Origin of the sequence: Robinsoniella sp. RHS (assembly GCF_001029355.1) — a bacterium.
Lineage (GTDB): Bacteria > Bacillota > Clostridia > Lachnospirales > Lachnospiraceae > Robinsoniella > Robinsoniella peoriensis.
Genome location: NZ_JNGB01000015.1, coordinates 173,163 through 188,750 on the forward strand (window position 1 = coordinate 173,163; position 15,588 = coordinate 188,750).

Below are 15,588 nucleotides of genomic sequence, written 5' to 3' on the forward strand. Positions count from 1 at the left end.
TTCCTTAATTAGTAGTTTGAAAGCGACTCTCTTTCAAACTCTGTCAGCTTCTCAATTTTACGGCTTTCAAAACAATAGCACCCCCTTTTCTGCCATTTACCGGCAACTCCATGGTTATCATTATAAGAATCCTGCAACACATTTGGTATGTACTTTTTTGTCAACCTGCTTTATAATTTTTTGACATATAACTTTTTTACTGTTTTTTGAAAGAAAACTTTGTTATAATGAACTTCCAGGAACGATACAAAGGAAAGGAAATACGTTAAGATGATGAACTGTTCTCACAGTTGAAAGCTTACTGTATGCGCGTATATGAATGATCAAACATAAAACAAAAGGAAAATTTAAATTAAGACTATTTTTTTCTGTAGGCAGCCTTTTCATCTGTCTTGCACTAATAGTATCTCTACTCTTTTCCACCACCGCTATCCGAAATGCAAAATCTACTGAAATATCTTCATCCCAGATTGTTTTAGACCGGGTTTCCGCTCAGGTAGATTCCCTCTATGAGCAAATGAATATCGCCGCAACTTCAATCACAAAAAATGATTCTCTGAAACAGATTATTTCTTCCCTGAACACTGCCGGGGCTGAACATACTTCCAGAGAATATATGGAACAGCTTTCAGAGGAGCGGATTATACAGAAGACACTGATAAATATGATGTTTTCTCCCATTATCTCCAACGTCATGTTATATAACCGCGAATGCGGCTATTTTTACTATACCGGAATTTATCTAAGCGACCGGGAACTGATCGCGGCAACCCTGGCAGAAAACAGAGCTATCGAATTATTGACGGAAGCAAATGCTTCCGCGCTGTATTACGGTCCACATTTAAATGACTGGAACAGCTCTTCCAGAACCGTTCTTTCGGTATGTAAGAATTTCTCTGATAACTCCATCACCCGGGATACAATGGTAGAGATACAGGTACCTTACAGTGTATTGGCTGATATTTGTACACAGAATACGTTTTCTAATGAAAAAGAAATATTAATTCTGGATTCCGAATATAATATCATTTATCCATATGAACAGGACGAATATGTCATTACTGACGAACAGCTGGCTTCTGTATTAGAAAATATAAAAAACGGTAAGACAGATAATTTCGCCAACAGCTATTCTTACAATTCATCCGGAAGCAGTCTTACACCTTTTACGACAGTATTGATTTCAAATAACAAAACAATGCAGTCACAGAATATCTCGTATATTGCAACGACTGTCTTTACGGTTCTGCTTGTGCTTCTGGCTGCATTAATTATTATGTTTATTATACTATCCGTTGTAACGAAACCACTAAAGCAGCTGATTAACCATATTGATAACCTGCAGTTAGACCAGGATACCTGCCTGGATCTGCCGGAGGATATCTTTGATGAATTTGAGATCATTAATACGTCTTTCAATCACATGCTGAAGCGGCTGGAACAGTCCATCGCCCAAAATTATGAACTGCAGATCAGGGAAAGCAACGCGAATCTCACAGCTTTGCAGGCTCAGATAAATCCTCATTTTTTATACAATGCGTTAAACGCAATCAGCGCAGCAAGTGAGGTGTACGGCAGTGAAGTTACCACCAGGATGTGTCAGGGCTTCTCCTCCATGATGCGCTATATTACATCCAAAGAACAGATTGTACCATTAATAGAAGAAATTAACCACACCAAAAATTATCTGGAGTTTATGAAGATCTCTAATGATGGAAATTCAAGCTATGAACTTCAAATTGATTCCAGCCTTTATGACCTTCGTATTCCCAAGCTGACAATCCAGCCCTTTGTAGAGAATTGTTTTAAACATGCTTTTGAATGCTCCGCTCCTCCCTGGAAGATTTCACTGCAATTTTATATCAGTCAGAAACAATGGATTATTATTGTGGAAGACAACGGTCAGGGATTTCCGGATGATGTTCTAAAAGAACTTCAGGTATTCAAAGAAACCACCCTCTTGGACCGTAATTTTTCTTACAAAGATATTGAAATAGATGGTTTAGGACTTTACAACACTTTTGCACGTTTATATGCACATTTTTCATGTAAATTCGATTTTACTGTTTCGAACCTTTCTCCCGGAAGCAGAATTACAATGAAAGGAGTACTCCCGGATGATTAAAGTATTTGTAGCTGAAGACCAGCTGTTGATTCAAAAAGATTTATGCGCAAAACTGAAAAAAGCTTCTGCTGACATTGAGATTGTAGGTACTGCACTCAATGGCCAGGAAGCCTACCAAAAAATATACGATCTGTCGCCTGATATTTTATTTACGGATATCCGTATGCCGATTGCATCCGGACTGGATCTGATTCAAAACCTAAAAGAAAATGATATCCCCGTTTATACGGTTATTTTAAGCGGATATAAAGATTTTGAATATGCCAGGCAGTCAATGAAACTGGGGGTAGATGATTACCTGTTAAAGCCAGTCTCTGTGGAAGATTTACACTACACACTGAATACCTTGTCGGAGAAAATCCAGACATCAAAAAAAGAAAACATACACACCATGTTGAATTCCCTGCTGCATAATTATAAGGGCTCACTTTCCAGTCAGGAATTACAGAAACTGGAACCGGCTGTTTATTACGGCATCCTGATTAACGTCGGCTCCTACTCCTCACTTACGCTGCATGATATTTATCCCTCTGAGGAAGCCCTTTCTCAATTATCCGCCGCAGATTTACAGCATAATTACCTGGGTAATCATGATACTGTATATTTATTGGACGGGGTTACCAGAAATGAAAAATTCCTGTTAGTTTCCCTGAAACAAAATAATACTACAAAGATAAAAAATTTACTTCTGGGGCTGATGGACATTTTAAAACCTTCCGGCTATCCGGTTACAATGTGTCTCAGTTCAAGAACCTGCGACCTGTCAGATATCCGGAGCAAACATACCCTGATGCGGACCCAGATAGCCAATCATCTGATATTCGGCCATTCCTCCATCCTTTATCAAAAAGATTTTCTGGAAAATGGAACCGAGTTCCGCCAAATTCTGGATGATTCAACGGAAAAGAAATTCAAATTGGACATACAGAATAAGAATCTCCCCTCTTTTCTAAACCATTTGAAAGTTTTTTTACATTTATGTGACAAAGATAAGATAACACAAAAGCAATTGGATGAATGCCTGAAAAAGATTTTATATTATATATTTGATTATACCGATCATAAATTGTTCACTAATTACGCTCTGGAAATAGAAGAATACCTCTCTACCTCCAAGGGATATACCGACCTTACCGATTCCCTGCTGTTTTTATTTGAACAAGCCTGTAAAAATACGCTGATGAATATGGAAATAAATTCTGACTCTTCACAATTTATTGATAAAATTAAGGCATATATCCACTCACACTATTCCCAGGAAATCAATATACACAATATTGCCACAAAATTTTCGATTACTCCCGCTTACCTCAGCAGGATATTCAAGAAACAGGAAGGTATCCCGCCAATCGAATATTTAACAAAATACCGGATAGAACAGGCATGCCATTACTTTCTCTCTTCCACCATGTCCATCCGTGAAGTGGCGGAATTATGCGGATATTCCAACCAGTTTTATTTCAGTAAAGCATTTAAGCAGATTATGGGGATTTCTCCTTCTGAATACCGGATTAAATATCAGGATGTGAAATAGGACCTTCATTAAAATCTAATCAAATACAGCCTCAGGATTAATTTCCTGAAGCTGTTGCTATACCCTGGTGATCTATTGCAGATGCTCGCTTACATCTCTGGTTTTCTTTTTCGTCCGGATCACGGATTTCCATTTGCAGCAATCATTCAGATGCATTATTACATGTCTGGTCGGAGGCATTAATAAAAGCCCTGCCACATCCTTTTTACCCCAAAAATCCAGAAGCCATATAGAATCTTCCTGTTGTGTAATGCCTCCTTCCGACAAAATCCGGTCTAACCCCTGCTGTGAAACATTTCTTTTCATATCTTCGGCTAAGAGATTTTGAACAATTTCTCTGGTTCTCCTTCCAACTTCATTTCTGTAGTTTAACAGTTCGGGAATATTTAAACTTTTGCTTAAACATATGATTTCTTCATCTGTCAGTGCATTTCCCGTATCGGTGACCGTAGTATTCAATCTCGTTTTCCACCGATCATCAAATACCTGATTGCCGTCGGCAATAAGTATATTCATGGTTAAATCCTCAATCCTTGCTATATGCCATAAAACCCATGCAATTGTCTCATCCCTGCTCGTTGGCATAATAGAATATTCCTCATCTTCCAGGTCTCTGACCAGCTCGTCCACTTCATTGTGTGTTCCATCTGATACTTTAGACTCGTGCAGCTTCCCATGGAGCTTTAGGAAAATATCCTTTGCCTGTTGGATCTTATCCGGCTTACGAATCATGCTGTTAAGTTCTTTATGCAATTCGCTTAATCCATTTCCAAAATATTTCATATCTCTGCTCTCCTTATATAGGCTTTGTGTATGTCTGCATCATGCATCTAAAAGACTGATCCTTGCTGTGATGGTATGATGCAGCCCATATTTGTGGTATTTAACAATATTATAATGTAAGCGATACTTAAATGCAATTGTTGTATTTATCCTCAGTCCATTCATTTCCAGAAAGCTTTGACTTCATCGTATCGTAACTACCCTATATAATTGAATTAACAGGAGTGATATCCGTTCACAGCTGTATATCGCAGCCCATAAGCCTGCTGCCGTTATCCCTGTTTCCAGAGGCGGCTGCCTAAAATGTGTATATGCCTGTTCCTGGAAGGCTCTTACCCCCCAGAATTTTGAATTCTGATGTTCTGAAAAATGGTTACGATTCAGAGCAAACGTGCGTTAAAGCAGCCATAGATGAATGTCCTTAGTTGGTGAAGCAGCTTTTCATGCATTTATGCCAGAAAAGCTCAATTATGAATTATTTGGAAATGGAGATGCACATTAGCATTAGCATATATTCCCAAGGGTTTCAGGAGATACCCCGAATAAAGGCCCTGTCTGGCTGCTGCCTCACGATAAAATGTATTCCGATAATAACCGGCCCAGTAACAAAGAATTAGAAATTATGAAAAACAGCCTGGGTATTGAATTGGAAAATTTACTGCATAATCAATCATGAAAACTCTTCCCTGTATTACTGCATGGAACTCTCTCATAGCTGCAAACCCATAAATAGAGTAGTATGACAGCCAGTGCCAATATCAGTATGGACCATTGCTGCAATACGGACAGAATTCGGCTGTTATGAATTAATTCCACACCAAAATTCTGATACACCGTTCCCAGAAAATCCGGGTTGTTCCCATTTTCTACCCAATTATTTGCAATACTTATGTATTCCCGTCTGATAATACTGGTCAGCTGAGTGGGCGGAAACCACAGCAATATGGATTTCATCCAAGCCGGATAAAAATAATAAGGCAGATAGGCTCCAGCCAGAAAACCTATTACTGTACCATAAAGATTGGCAAAGGTAGAAAATGTAGTGGTACTTTTTAATTTGTGTGCAAAACACAATAGGATTCCCGAATTAACACAGGATGAAAACATAATAATCATGAGAATTTTCAACTGTCTGAACACAGGCAGGGTACTGCTGTACTGAAATGAAAAAAAGACTTCACCGCCCAAAGCTGTCAGCACTGTAAAAATGCAGGAAACCAGCATACTGGTAAACCAATAACCGGACAAAATAGAAAATGGTGAAACCGGTGCAACCAGAAAATCTTTTCGTATGCCGGTTCCCATGTCATTGACACAAATCTGAATGATACCAAAGCAAGTGGTGGTATTAATAACAATCAAAAGACCGGCAAACATCATACGGTCGGTTAACTGCTGTACATAAAACGGGCTGATCCCTGTCTGGCTTACCATATCAGTCAGAAAATCTCTGAGAAAAAAAGTATACAGACTGATTACTACCGGTATGGAAGCAAAAGACAGCATTATATTCATCCGGTTATTTAAGAATAAAGCTATATTTCTCTGTACCAGAAACCGCAAGCTTCTCATAATGCTTCTCCTTTTAACAATTGAAAATATATTTCGTCCAAATCCGGCGTTTTCAGACTGTTTTTCCATTTTGACTGAATCTGTCTCAGACTTCCGCAAGCAGCTATTTTACCATCTTTTAAAATACAAAGTGTATCTGCATAGGACGCTTCATCCAGATAGTGTGTGGTATAAAATATCGTCATCTGCAGCTGCTCTTTCAGCTTTAGCAGCACATCCCAGACATTTTGTCTGGTAACCGGGTCCAGACCGGTAGTGGGTTCATCCAGAATCAGCAGTCTGGGTTTAGATATTAATGCACGGGCAATCTGTGCCAGTCTTCGCTGTCCGCCGGAACATTCCCCGTATTTTTGATTCTGAATCTTTTCCATGTCCAGCAAATGAATCAGCTCACCAATCTGTTTCTTCAATTCGCTGTCACGTTTCCAGTACAATCCCCCTCTAAACCACAGATTCTGATAGATCGTCAAATCCCCATCCAGTACATCTTCCTGGAAAACCATACCGATTTTTCTCTTAATCTCATTTTTATCAGTGTCCATATCTTTGTTGTCAATATATATTTTCCCATCTGTTTTGGCAAGAAGGGTTCCAATCATATTCATGGTTGTACTTTTCCCCGCACCATTTGGCCCCAAAAATGCCAGCACTTGTCCCTGTTTCACCTGGAATTCCAGAGATTTGACTATTTTCTTTTTGCCATAGGCTTTACTAAGCCCATTTACCGACAGACAATCTTCCATTCATACCACCTCACTTCTACCTATGGTATATGAGCAGACTGATGGTATTATTCATTCATATTGCCTGTTTCTTCCTCTCCTGGAGCGTGTTTTAAAATTACTTTCTGGCAGCTCTGCGTCACACTTTGTGGGAGATTTGACCCGGATGAAGGGCGCGTAGCGGGCTACGTAACCTGAATTCGGGGCAAATATGCCGCGAAGTGGGGCATGCAGATAGCTGGAATGAATTTTCAAACACGCTCTGTGACCGTATCTTTATCACAGTTACGAATGGCTGGAATACACAGGCACAGTACTGCCGCCAGGAAAGTCAATGTACCAGCTACCAAAAACCATTTCTCTACCCCAAATGCCTCTGCAAATACTCCGGACAAAGAAAGTCCTATCGGTGATGTGATTACCATAATACTGCCTGACAGAGACATCACTCTTCCCAAATATTTAGCATCAAATTTACTTTGCAGTAGCGGTGTATACATTCCCCAATAAAACGGTCCGGATATTCCCATCATACAAGAAAATATGGTAAAAGCGACAAATCCATTCTGAGGAAGCAATCCGGAAGCAAAAAGGCTCGCACTCATTAACAGATAAGAACCTATAATCGTGTAAACTTTGTTTTTTGTCCCGCCCCACCTGCTTAAAATTAAAGAACCGATCAGCAGCCCTACTGAAAAAATAACCTCAACAATACTTGCATAGGTGCTTGTTCCTCCAAAATAGGACATGCTCATTAAGGGAAACAATGCACTGGTGGGCATCAGTGCCAAAGTATATAATGCGCTGATTAATACCAGCCCAAGCATTCCTTTATTTGTACGTAAAATCCGAAAACCTTCCAGCATTTCACGTATTACGGTCAGTCTTTTTGTCTCTTCACCTTTTTCTAACGCTGGAATATAACTGATTATCAATGTGAATACTGCAATCAGCGCTCCAATAACATCTAAAAAAATAATTCCACTCAGGCTCCATATCTGATAAAGTACAGCCGCCAATACAGGGCTGAATATCTGTGAAACAGATTGCAGTGACTGAGAATATCCCGCACAGCGAGTCAGCTGATCCGCTGGAACAATCTGAGGTGTTACCGCCTGCAGGCACGGTGTATGAAAAGCGGAACCAATCGAGCGTACCAGCAAAACAGCCAAAATAACCCCTGTTGAAAGGAATCCGAACACCCCAGCAATAACCAGGACAAAACTGGCTGCAGAAATCAAAAGATCAGATATAATCATAATTTTTTTTCGTTGATAGCGGTCAATATACACACCGATAAACGGTCCTAAAATCCCCTGGGGCAGAAAACCCATTAGCATGGCTGCCGATAGTACTAACGCAGAACCTGTCACATCCGTTAAATACCAGACGATAGCAAATTGTAAAACAGAACTGGAAAATTGAGAAACTGCCTGCCCGCTCCATATAGTAAAAAAATTTTTCTTCCATGGTTTCATATGTTTCATATTATTTATTAACCTCTTATTCTGTACCCTCAGTTTTTGTCAATTCCCTAAGAAGCATGCCTGCTCTTTCACTGCCCTGCCTGCTGATAGAATAATGTGTCCATTTTCCAACCTTCCTCCCGGAGACAACTCCGGAATCACATAAGATTTTCATATGATGAGACAGGGTTGACTGACTAATATCCAGTTCAGCCAGAAGCCTGCATCCGCATTTTTCCCCGCTGCGGAGCATTTCTAATATCTGTAACCGATTCTCATCGCAAAAAGCTTTAAAAACTTTTGCTTCATTCTCATAGTTCCCCATAAAAACACCTCACATTCATTTTTTTCGATATATCTAAGTATAAACGTCATATCGAAAAATGTCAATGTGATATGTAACATAAAAACAGACGGGGCAGGCCCGCCTATTTCATTCTCCAAAAAGAAGATGTGCCGCATCCTGCATGGCACATCTTCTTTGCTGCTTATTCACCTTATCAATTTTACTACTCTTTCCTACTTTCCGGTATAACTTCTGTATTCATATCCTTAAATTTTTCCATATTCATTTGACCTAATGTTCTGTCTACGACAATGGCATTAACCATAGATCCAGTCACATTAAGCAGTGTCCTTCCCATGTCAATGATAGGATCGATTGCCAGAATCGGGCTGACTACCGGAAAGGAAGATGCCAGACCCACACCTGACAGGGCAACGGAGGCTGCCATGGTGGCTGTTCCCGGTATTCCTGCGATTCCCAACGAACCTAAAGTAACAACAATAATGGACATTGCAATAAAAGTAATATCTATAGGCATACCATTTACATTAGCCACAAATATAAGGAGCAATGCCGGAAATACTCCTGCACATCCCTGCATACCCGCAGTTGTACCAAAACCGGCAACAAAATTGGCTGTGCCGTCATTTACGCCCATTTTATCCGTTAGGGTTTCAATGGTAAGGGGCAGGGAACCTACGCTGGACCTTGAAGTAAATGCCAGAATCATAACAGAGATACCTTTTTTAAGATAAATCCCCGGATTCACACCAAATATCACCAAAGTAATCAACTGGATGATAAACATAATTGCCACCGCTGTATAAAGGGCTGCAATAAAAATACCCACTTCCAAAATACTTTCAATACCCTTTTGGGCAATCGTATTAGCCAGTAAAGCAATTACTGCATATGGCATATATTTGATAATTGTCATGGCTATACTCATAATAATTTTATGCAGTGCATTAATCAAATCCAAAAATGGCTTTACAACATCAAAGTATTTTTTGGACATTCTTTTGGCTCCCAGGCCAAAAAATACAGCTACAATCACCAATGCAATAATATTTACATCCACCATTGCCTGTGCCGGATTAGCAGGCAGTAATCCTCTCAAGGTATCTACTACTGTTTTAATTTCTTTCATCTCTACTGCTTCAGCAGTAGTCGACATCCCTGTTCCAACTTTGAACAGGATGCCTACGCAAAGGCCTACCACAACAGCTATAATAACCATTACCATAGTTACAACAATGGTATTCTTAGTCAGTTTACCAATGTTGGCATCTTTTTGCATGTTGATAATCACATGGATAATCGATACCATAACCAACGGTACAACCAGCATTCTGATCAGATCTATAAATCCGTTGCCAAATAACCCATACCACTTTGTGGTTTCCGCAACGAAAGTAATATCCATCGGCTGATTAACAAATCCAGATATAGCCTGTACTATCAGTCCCAGCACCAATCCGAATACGGTACCAATAATCATTCTTTTGGAAAAGCTTACCTTTCGCTTTTGAATTCTGTTCATAACTATGAATAAAGCAACTAATAGCCCCAGACAAAGCAGTGTTCGAATATCACTTAACATCAAAAATTCTTTAAAAAATACATTATCCATTTTTATCTACTTCCTTTAATAAAAGATTATCTTGCTGTGTCATATAATGTTTCTAATTATAATGCCCATTAATAAGGTGATGCATACAACTTCCCCATTGTAACATATCGTCTTATAATGGACAAGAATTTTTCTAATTTAACTCTATACTCCTAAAGCGTGTTTGAAAATTGCTTTCTGACAGATGTGCGTCACAGTTTGTGGTAGATTTGTCCCGGATGAAGGGCGCGTAGCGGGCTACGCAACCTGAATTCGGGGCAAATATGCCGCAAAGTGGGGCGTGCAGATGGCAGGAATGAATTTTAAAACACGCTCCAGTACTACAGCAAATAATTTCATCTTAAATTTGGATTTAGCTGAGAAGGGGACGCTTTGTAAATGATAGTAGTGTACAGAAAGATGGGTGTGGCTGGCTGTTCTTTATTGGATGGATTGCAGTATATTTTTGGCTGTTTATGCATAAAAGAAGATAACGTCTACTTCTTTTTCTAATCGCGGAATGAAAAACAAATGCCGTTCTCAAGATCAGTTGCTTTACATCAGTAGCTTTACGCCAATCACGTCCGGCATGCCACAACCCCAGGGTCCCATCATGCTGAGAAAACCAGCTTTGTATCAACGAATGCTATCTCGGAAAGAGAAGGGGGCGGACCAGGACATTGGTTTGGAAGGCGTATAGCAGAGCTGAGCATTTACTTACCTTCCCGAAGTGCTTTTTGGCGGATAGTATTCGACTGGCTCCCATCGGATACTAAGCGGGCAGTGAGCTGCGAAATGCATCAGGATTTCGGAGCGAATGCCCGCGTGCCGCCAAAAAGTGCTCCGGGAAGGTTAGAAAATGCCAGTTCTGCGGTAAGCCTTCCAAACCAATGTCCTGGTCCGTCCCCTTCTCTTTCCGTACACTACCTACATCTACAAAGCGTCTTAATCAGCTAAATTCAAATTTACAATATTTTCTACTCTTCATCTTTCCTATGAAATAGATGCCCCTAAATTTTCGGCTTCTGTGAGTTTCTCGCTTCCGTTGATATCACCTACATTCATAACACCACCGGCAAGTACCCGGCCCAGGTCTTTCCATCCGATATGTTGGCTTAAATGGTCATACCAGTATACCGTCTCATCAAATCCGTTCCCCTCTGCTGCCATCAAAAGAATACTATCTTTTTTCGGATTGTTATAACCGGAATCACATTCTGCAACTGCAAACAAACGGTCAAACGCACATTTTAATTGTCCGCTCATGGACCAGTAATAAAGCGGCGTTGCAAGCACTACCACATCTGCATCTATGTAATAGGGATAAATCTGATCCATATCATCCTTTTGCACGCAAGGGCTATCCGGATTTTTTCCTCCGCCATAACAGCCCAGGCATGGATGAATATTCATCTTCTGCAGATCAAATCTCATCACGGTGTTTCCTGAACTTTCTGCCCCTTTCGTAAATGCTTCAATTAATCCTGCCGTATTTCCTTTTTGTCTTGGACTTCCATTTAATATAATTATTTTCTTTCCCATTACGGTATCCTCCATTTTCATTATACGCTTACTGCCTGCTCCGGAATAAACATTTGCTAATTGTTCGAATTTCATTTTAGAAATTACATTTACTGGCTCCTCCGGAATTGACTTTTTCTTTTATCTACAATATAATTATACCCAGAACTATACTTAAAACAAGTACGCACATAAAAGTGCGATACTAACAATTATGTATAATACTTACCTTAAGGAGAGTGTAAATATGGGTTTGGAATGTATCTCAGATTCAAATTTAGAAGGAACAGGTTTCAGCTATACCCTGTCACTGATTAACGGAAAATATAAAATGACAATCCTATATACTTTGATGGAATATGGCATCGTGAGATTTAATGAAATGAAAAAATATATCGGTACAATTTCTTATAAAACCCTTAGTTCCACATTAAAAGAACTGGAAAATGATCAGCTTGTCAACCGGAAAGAATACCCGCAGATTCCACCCAAAGTAGAATACAGCCTGACAGAACGCGGAAAATCCCTGATACCAATTCTGGACGGAATGTGTGAATGGGGAGAAAAGAATCGGCTATAATTATCATTCACTTCATTCCGGGAGTAAAATATACGCCAAAGTATCCAAGCAATGCAATTCCAGAGAATCCAGAAATGGTACGGGTGCTTCCAACCCCTCCGCCAACAGGGGCAGTTCTGTACACCCTAAGACTACCCCCTGAATTCCATATTCTTTCTTGTAATAATCAACAATCTCGATAAATTTCCTCTGAGATTGTTGATTAATTTTATTTATTACCAATTCATCAAAAATGATATGATTAATTATATTCTGATGTTTTTCATCCGGCGATATCATTTCAATCCCATATTTCTTCATTCTGTCCTTATAAAAGGAATGGTTCATTGTATACCGTATTCCGGTCAAAAGCAGCTTTCTCATCTTCAGTGCCTGTGCCTGTTTCGCTACAGAATCCACAATATTTAAAATTGGTATTTCAAGTTCCTTTTCCAGTAAACCATATACCGAATGGGGAGAGTTGGCAGCCATGATTACTATGTCTGCACCTGCATTTTTTAAATTTACAATTCCTTTTTTAATGTAATTTAAATATTCATCCAAGCGGTTCTGATTTTCAAGGTCGGTAAAATACTGGAAATTAAGACTCTCTATCACTATCTCCGGGTAATAATAATTCTGAAATTTTCCATAATACAAATTCAATATTTTTTTATAATATTCTGCCGTGGAAGCTGAGCTGATGCCACCAAGTATCCCTAACTTTTTCATATTATCTCCCCTCTCATGTAAAATGCTTTATTGTCTATTGCTCTCATAGTTGCAAGTATACCGTCCAAATGATCATATTCGTGCTGTAATAATTCTGCCAGATCCCCCTCTAAAATCATCTCCCTTTTCTTCCAGCCTGTATCAAAATATTTTATGATACAGCGTTTGTGCCTTTTTACTCTTACATATAAATCAGGAAAAGACATGCAATCATCCAGAACTTCCATTTCTTCGCCGTCAAGAAATTCCAGTTCCGGGTTAATAAAGACTGTGGGGGAATCCAGATGCATATAAATAATACGTTCCCCTACTCCGATTTGTGGTGCTGCAATAGCACGCCCCGCCTGATACCTGATTCTAAAATCCATTAAGGTGTCATGCAGATCGGCGATAATAGGATCCAGATCCTTACCCATTTGTACTGATTCACTTTTTTGATATAATCGTTTATCCCCAAGCAGCAATATTTCTTTTACCATATTCTTTATCCTCTTTTACTATAAAGTTCGTTTCAAATTCTTTGCACCAATGCTCACATTCCTTCTGCGGAAGGACTAAGTCTGGCTGTCTACCCCCAAATTATAACTCTTGATATTGTATGGTTTCAATGCTAAAATTGTATGCAGAACAATTATTTGTGAGAGGTGGAATTTATGCCGGTTAATTCATTTGAAAATTATCCTATGAGCTGGAGGCCAAAACTAAATAAAGAAAAAAAGCCAGTATATCTTACTATCGCAGCTGCATTAGAAAAAGATATCGGTGCGGGAATTTTGCGTCCTAATGATAAGCTGCCTCCCCAAAGGGAGTTAGCTGATTATCTGGATGTTAACCTGAGTACGATTACGAGAGCATTTAAATTATGTGAAGCAAAGGGCTTAATCAGCGGAACCATCGGCAGAGGAACCTACGTTGCTTCCGATGTAAGCGCAAATCTTCCGATGTTACACGAGATCGAAGATTTCAATTGTATTAACCTTGGCGCATCTCATCCGCTATATCAGCAAAATAAATATATTACGCAGATGCTAAAAAGGCTTCCATCCAAGGTAAATATTGATAACATACTAAAATACTCCGATATTTCAGGAAGTCTGCCGCAAAAAGAAAGTGCCTGCCAATGGCTGAAAATGCTGGGCATTCATACGAAGTCAGAAAATATTTTAATCACATCCGGATTACAGAATTCCTTAACGGTTGTATTAGCTTCACTCTTTCACTACGGTGATAAAATTGTTACAAACTCCCTTACTTACCCGGGAATTAAAAATATTGCAAATATGCTGGGAATCATACTGGTTCCTATTCCTTATCTGGGCAAACAAATGGATCTAAAATATTTAGAACAGGTATGCAGGACAGAGCGTATAAAGGGAATATATGTGATACCCGATTTCCATAATCCAACGACTGTCACAATGGATATAAATGAACGCTCCCAGTTGAGCAGCATTATAGAAAAATACGCACTGATTAATATTGAAGATGGCACCTATACCTTTTTATCCGAAAAGCCAGGCATTTCTCTGTATGAATTAATACCCGATCAAACCATTCATATTTGCACACTTTCTAATGCTCTGTCAGCCGGGTTAAGAATATCTTTTATGGTTACACCCCTTATTTTTCGCGAAAGCCTGCTGACTGGAATCAGAAATATTAATGTTATGTCATCACCTATTGAAACTGAACTTGCCTCACAGTTAATTCAAACTGGTTTGGCAGGGAACATTATTACGGATAAGATTCAGGAAATCAAAAAAAGAAATAGAATTACAGAAAACATATTAGCCGGAAATGAACTTTGGGGAAACCAAAGAAGCCAGTTTCGCTGGCTGACACTCCGTAAACCTATTAATAGTCATGAGTTGGAAATTTGTTTAAAAAAGAAGGGCGTACATGTGTTTTGCAGTGAACGTTTTTTAGTAGGAAACAGCAATCTTATTCCGGCTGTCCGCCTGGCTGTCTGCTCTCCTGATCGTCATGAAGATCTGGCAATGGGACTTAATATAATAAAAGAAACTCTCTTAGAATGGCCGCAAAAGTAAAAGGAGCCCTTTTTAAATGGACTCCTGATATATTAAAAATCTTTTTCCTTCACTTATTACGTTTCCATTCCTGCTTTAGCAATCGATATTCCAACCGTGTTTTCATTTTACCATCATGCCATTCCCAATCTACGTGTTCCGCTTCTTTCACCAATCCACAGTTTATCATAACCTTTTCTGAACCTTTGTTCTCTTCCAAACAACCCGTTGTAATTCGGTATACCCCGTTTTCAGCAAATGCAAATTCAAGTACTTTCTCTAAGGCTTCTGTTGTGTACCCATTCCCCCAAAACTCAGGATACGTGAAATATCCCAAATGCACAAGTTTCCCTACGGGTGTATGATCCATAACGGTATAACCAATACTTCCTACCTGCTGCCCGGAACCTTTTAACATCATGTGAAGAAAATAGAATTTTCTGTCTTTCGAATTCATATCCTGAAGCATATTTTGAAACTCTTCTCTCGCCTCGCTGGCAGAATGAATCTTAATATCCTGCAGGTAATACATTGTTTTATCATGACTTTTCAGCCGATAATAAAGTTCCTCATCTTTTTCACTATAATCTCTTAATATAAGACGACTAGTTTCCAGATTTATCATAAGCATTCCTCCCTTTCTTGCGCG

General features: G+C 39.2%; 18 protein-coding genes. 6 read left to right on the forward strand and 12 right to left on the reverse strand.

The window, feature by feature from the left end:
- Positions 1–8: 8 nt before the first annotated feature.
- Positions 9–164 carry a hypothetical protein gene (locus RHS_RS30590; protein WP_156042924.1) on the reverse strand — a complete coding sequence of 52 codons (156 nt, stop codon included), beginning with the start codon at positions 162–164 and terminating at the stop codon, positions 9–11.
- 155 nt (positions 165–319) lie between these two features.
- Between RHS_RS30590 and RHS_RS08275 the strand changes: the two genes are divergently transcribed.
- Positions 320–2,125 carry a sensor histidine kinase gene (locus RHS_RS08275; protein ID WP_047832902.1) on the forward strand — a complete coding sequence of 602 codons (1,806 nt, stop codon included), beginning with the start codon at positions 320–322 and terminating at the stop codon, positions 2,123–2,125.
- Positions 2,118–3,659 carry a helix-turn-helix domain-containing protein gene (locus RHS_RS08280; RefSeq protein WP_027294548.1) on the forward strand — a complete coding sequence of 514 codons (1,542 nt, stop codon included), beginning with the start codon at positions 2,118–2,120 and terminating at the stop codon, positions 3,657–3,659. The genes RHS_RS08275 and RHS_RS08280 overlap by 8 nt, the downstream gene beginning before the upstream one ends.
- 72 nt (positions 3,660–3,731) lie before the next feature.
- Here RHS_RS08280 and RHS_RS08285 read toward each other — a convergent pair whose 3' ends face one another.
- The 7 genes from RHS_RS08285 to RHS_RS08315 all read right to left on the reverse strand — a co-directional run bounded on the left by RHS_RS08285 (position 3,732) and on the right by RHS_RS08315 (position 10,121).
- The gene (locus RHS_RS08285; protein ID WP_044295129.1) at positions 3,732–4,442 is read right to left on the reverse strand and encodes a DinB family protein; all 711 of its coding nucleotides are present in this window, start codon (positions 4,440–4,442) and stop codon (positions 3,732–3,734) included.
- A gap of 666 nt (positions 4,443–5,108) precedes the next feature.
- Positions 5,109–6,014 carry an ABC transporter permease gene (locus tag RHS_RS08295; protein WP_027294551.1) on the reverse strand — a complete coding sequence of 302 codons (906 nt, stop codon included), beginning with the start codon at positions 6,012–6,014 and terminating at the stop codon, positions 5,109–5,111.
- Positions 6,011–6,757 carry an ABC transporter ATP-binding protein gene (locus RHS_RS08300; RefSeq protein ID WP_395021803.1) on the reverse strand — a complete coding sequence of 249 codons (747 nt, stop codon included), beginning with the start codon at positions 6,755–6,757 and terminating at the stop codon, positions 6,011–6,013. Before RHS_RS08300 ends, RHS_RS08295 begins: the two co-directional genes overlap by 4 nt.
- A 51-nt stretch (positions 6,758–6,808) precedes the next feature.
- On the reverse strand, positions 6,809–6,991 hold the full coding sequence (locus RHS_RS30595) for a DUF6783 domain-containing protein (protein WP_395021805.1): 183 nt from the start codon (positions 6,989–6,991) through the stop codon (positions 6,809–6,811).
- A complete protein-coding gene (locus RHS_RS08305) occupies positions 6,988–8,223 on the reverse strand; it encodes an MFS transporter (RefSeq protein ID WP_047832903.1) in 1,236 nt (411 codons plus the stop codon). Before RHS_RS08305 ends, RHS_RS30595 begins: the two co-directional genes overlap by 4 nt.
- 16 nt (positions 8,224–8,239) lie before the next feature.
- Positions 8,240–8,527 carry a metalloregulator ArsR/SmtB family transcription factor gene (locus tag RHS_RS08310; RefSeq protein WP_047832904.1) on the reverse strand — a complete coding sequence of 96 codons (288 nt, stop codon included), beginning with the start codon at positions 8,525–8,527 and terminating at the stop codon, positions 8,240–8,242.
- A gap of 184 nt (positions 8,528–8,711) precedes the next feature.
- Positions 8,712–10,121: a cation:dicarboxylate symporter family transporter gene (locus RHS_RS08315; protein WP_047832905.1), complete on the reverse strand. Its 1,410-nt coding sequence runs from the start codon at positions 10,119–10,121 to the stop codon at positions 8,712–8,714.
- A 184-nt stretch (positions 10,122–10,305) separates the two neighbouring features.
- On the opposite strand from RHS_RS08315, the gene RHS_RS30600 reads away from it, so the two are divergent.
- Both RHS_RS30600 and RHS_RS30605 read left to right on the forward strand, forming a co-directional pair.
- Positions 10,306–10,371, forward strand: a complete 66-nt coding sequence (locus RHS_RS30600) for a DUF6783 domain-containing protein (protein WP_394910230.1) — start codon at positions 10,306–10,308, stop codon at positions 10,369–10,371.
- Between the two features lie 36 nt (positions 10,372–10,407).
- On the forward strand, positions 10,408–10,503 hold the full coding sequence (locus RHS_RS30605) for a hypothetical protein (protein ID WP_334295878.1): 96 nt from the start codon (positions 10,408–10,410) through the stop codon (positions 10,501–10,503).
- 590 nt (positions 10,504–11,093) lie between these two features.
- Here RHS_RS30605 and RHS_RS08320 read toward each other — a convergent pair.
- A complete protein-coding gene (locus RHS_RS08320) occupies positions 11,094–11,642 on the reverse strand; it encodes a flavodoxin family protein (protein ID WP_044295414.1) in 549 nt (182 codons plus the stop codon).
- A 226-nt stretch (positions 11,643–11,868) separates the two neighbouring features.
- Here RHS_RS08320 and RHS_RS08325 point away from each other — a divergent pair, with 226 nt between their 5' ends.
- Positions 11,869–12,201 (forward strand): helix-turn-helix domain-containing protein, encoded by a 333-nt coding sequence (locus tag RHS_RS08325; protein WP_044295121.1) that lies wholly within the window; start codon positions 11,869–11,871, stop codon positions 12,199–12,201.
- Positions 12,202–12,213: 12 nt separating this feature from the next.
- Here the strand turns inward: RHS_RS08325 and RHS_RS08330 are convergent, their stop codons facing one another.
- The gene (locus RHS_RS08330) at positions 12,214–12,912 is read right to left on the reverse strand and encodes an aspartate/glutamate racemase family protein (protein WP_047832906.1); all 699 of its coding nucleotides are present in this window, start codon (positions 12,910–12,912) and stop codon (positions 12,214–12,216) included.
- Positions 12,909–13,391: a peptide deformylase gene (locus tag RHS_RS08335; protein ID WP_047832907.1), complete on the reverse strand. Its 483-nt coding sequence runs from the start codon at positions 13,389–13,391 to the stop codon at positions 12,909–12,911. The genes RHS_RS08330 and RHS_RS08335 overlap by 4 nt, the downstream gene beginning before the upstream one ends.
- 174 nt (positions 13,392–13,565) lie before the next feature.
- Here RHS_RS08335 and RHS_RS08340 point away from each other — a divergent pair, with 174 nt between their 5' ends.
- A complete protein-coding gene (locus RHS_RS08340) occupies positions 13,566–14,960 on the forward strand; it encodes a PLP-dependent aminotransferase family protein (RefSeq protein WP_047832908.1) in 1,395 nt (464 codons plus the stop codon).
- A gap of 49 nt (positions 14,961–15,009) precedes the next feature.
- On the opposite strand, the gene RHS_RS08345 is transcribed toward RHS_RS08340, so the two are convergent.
- The gene (locus RHS_RS08345) at positions 15,010–15,564 is read right to left on the reverse strand and encodes a GNAT family N-acetyltransferase (protein ID WP_047832909.1); all 555 of its coding nucleotides are present in this window, start codon (positions 15,562–15,564) and stop codon (positions 15,010–15,012) included.
- Between the last annotated feature and the right edge of the window lie 24 nt (positions 15,565–15,588).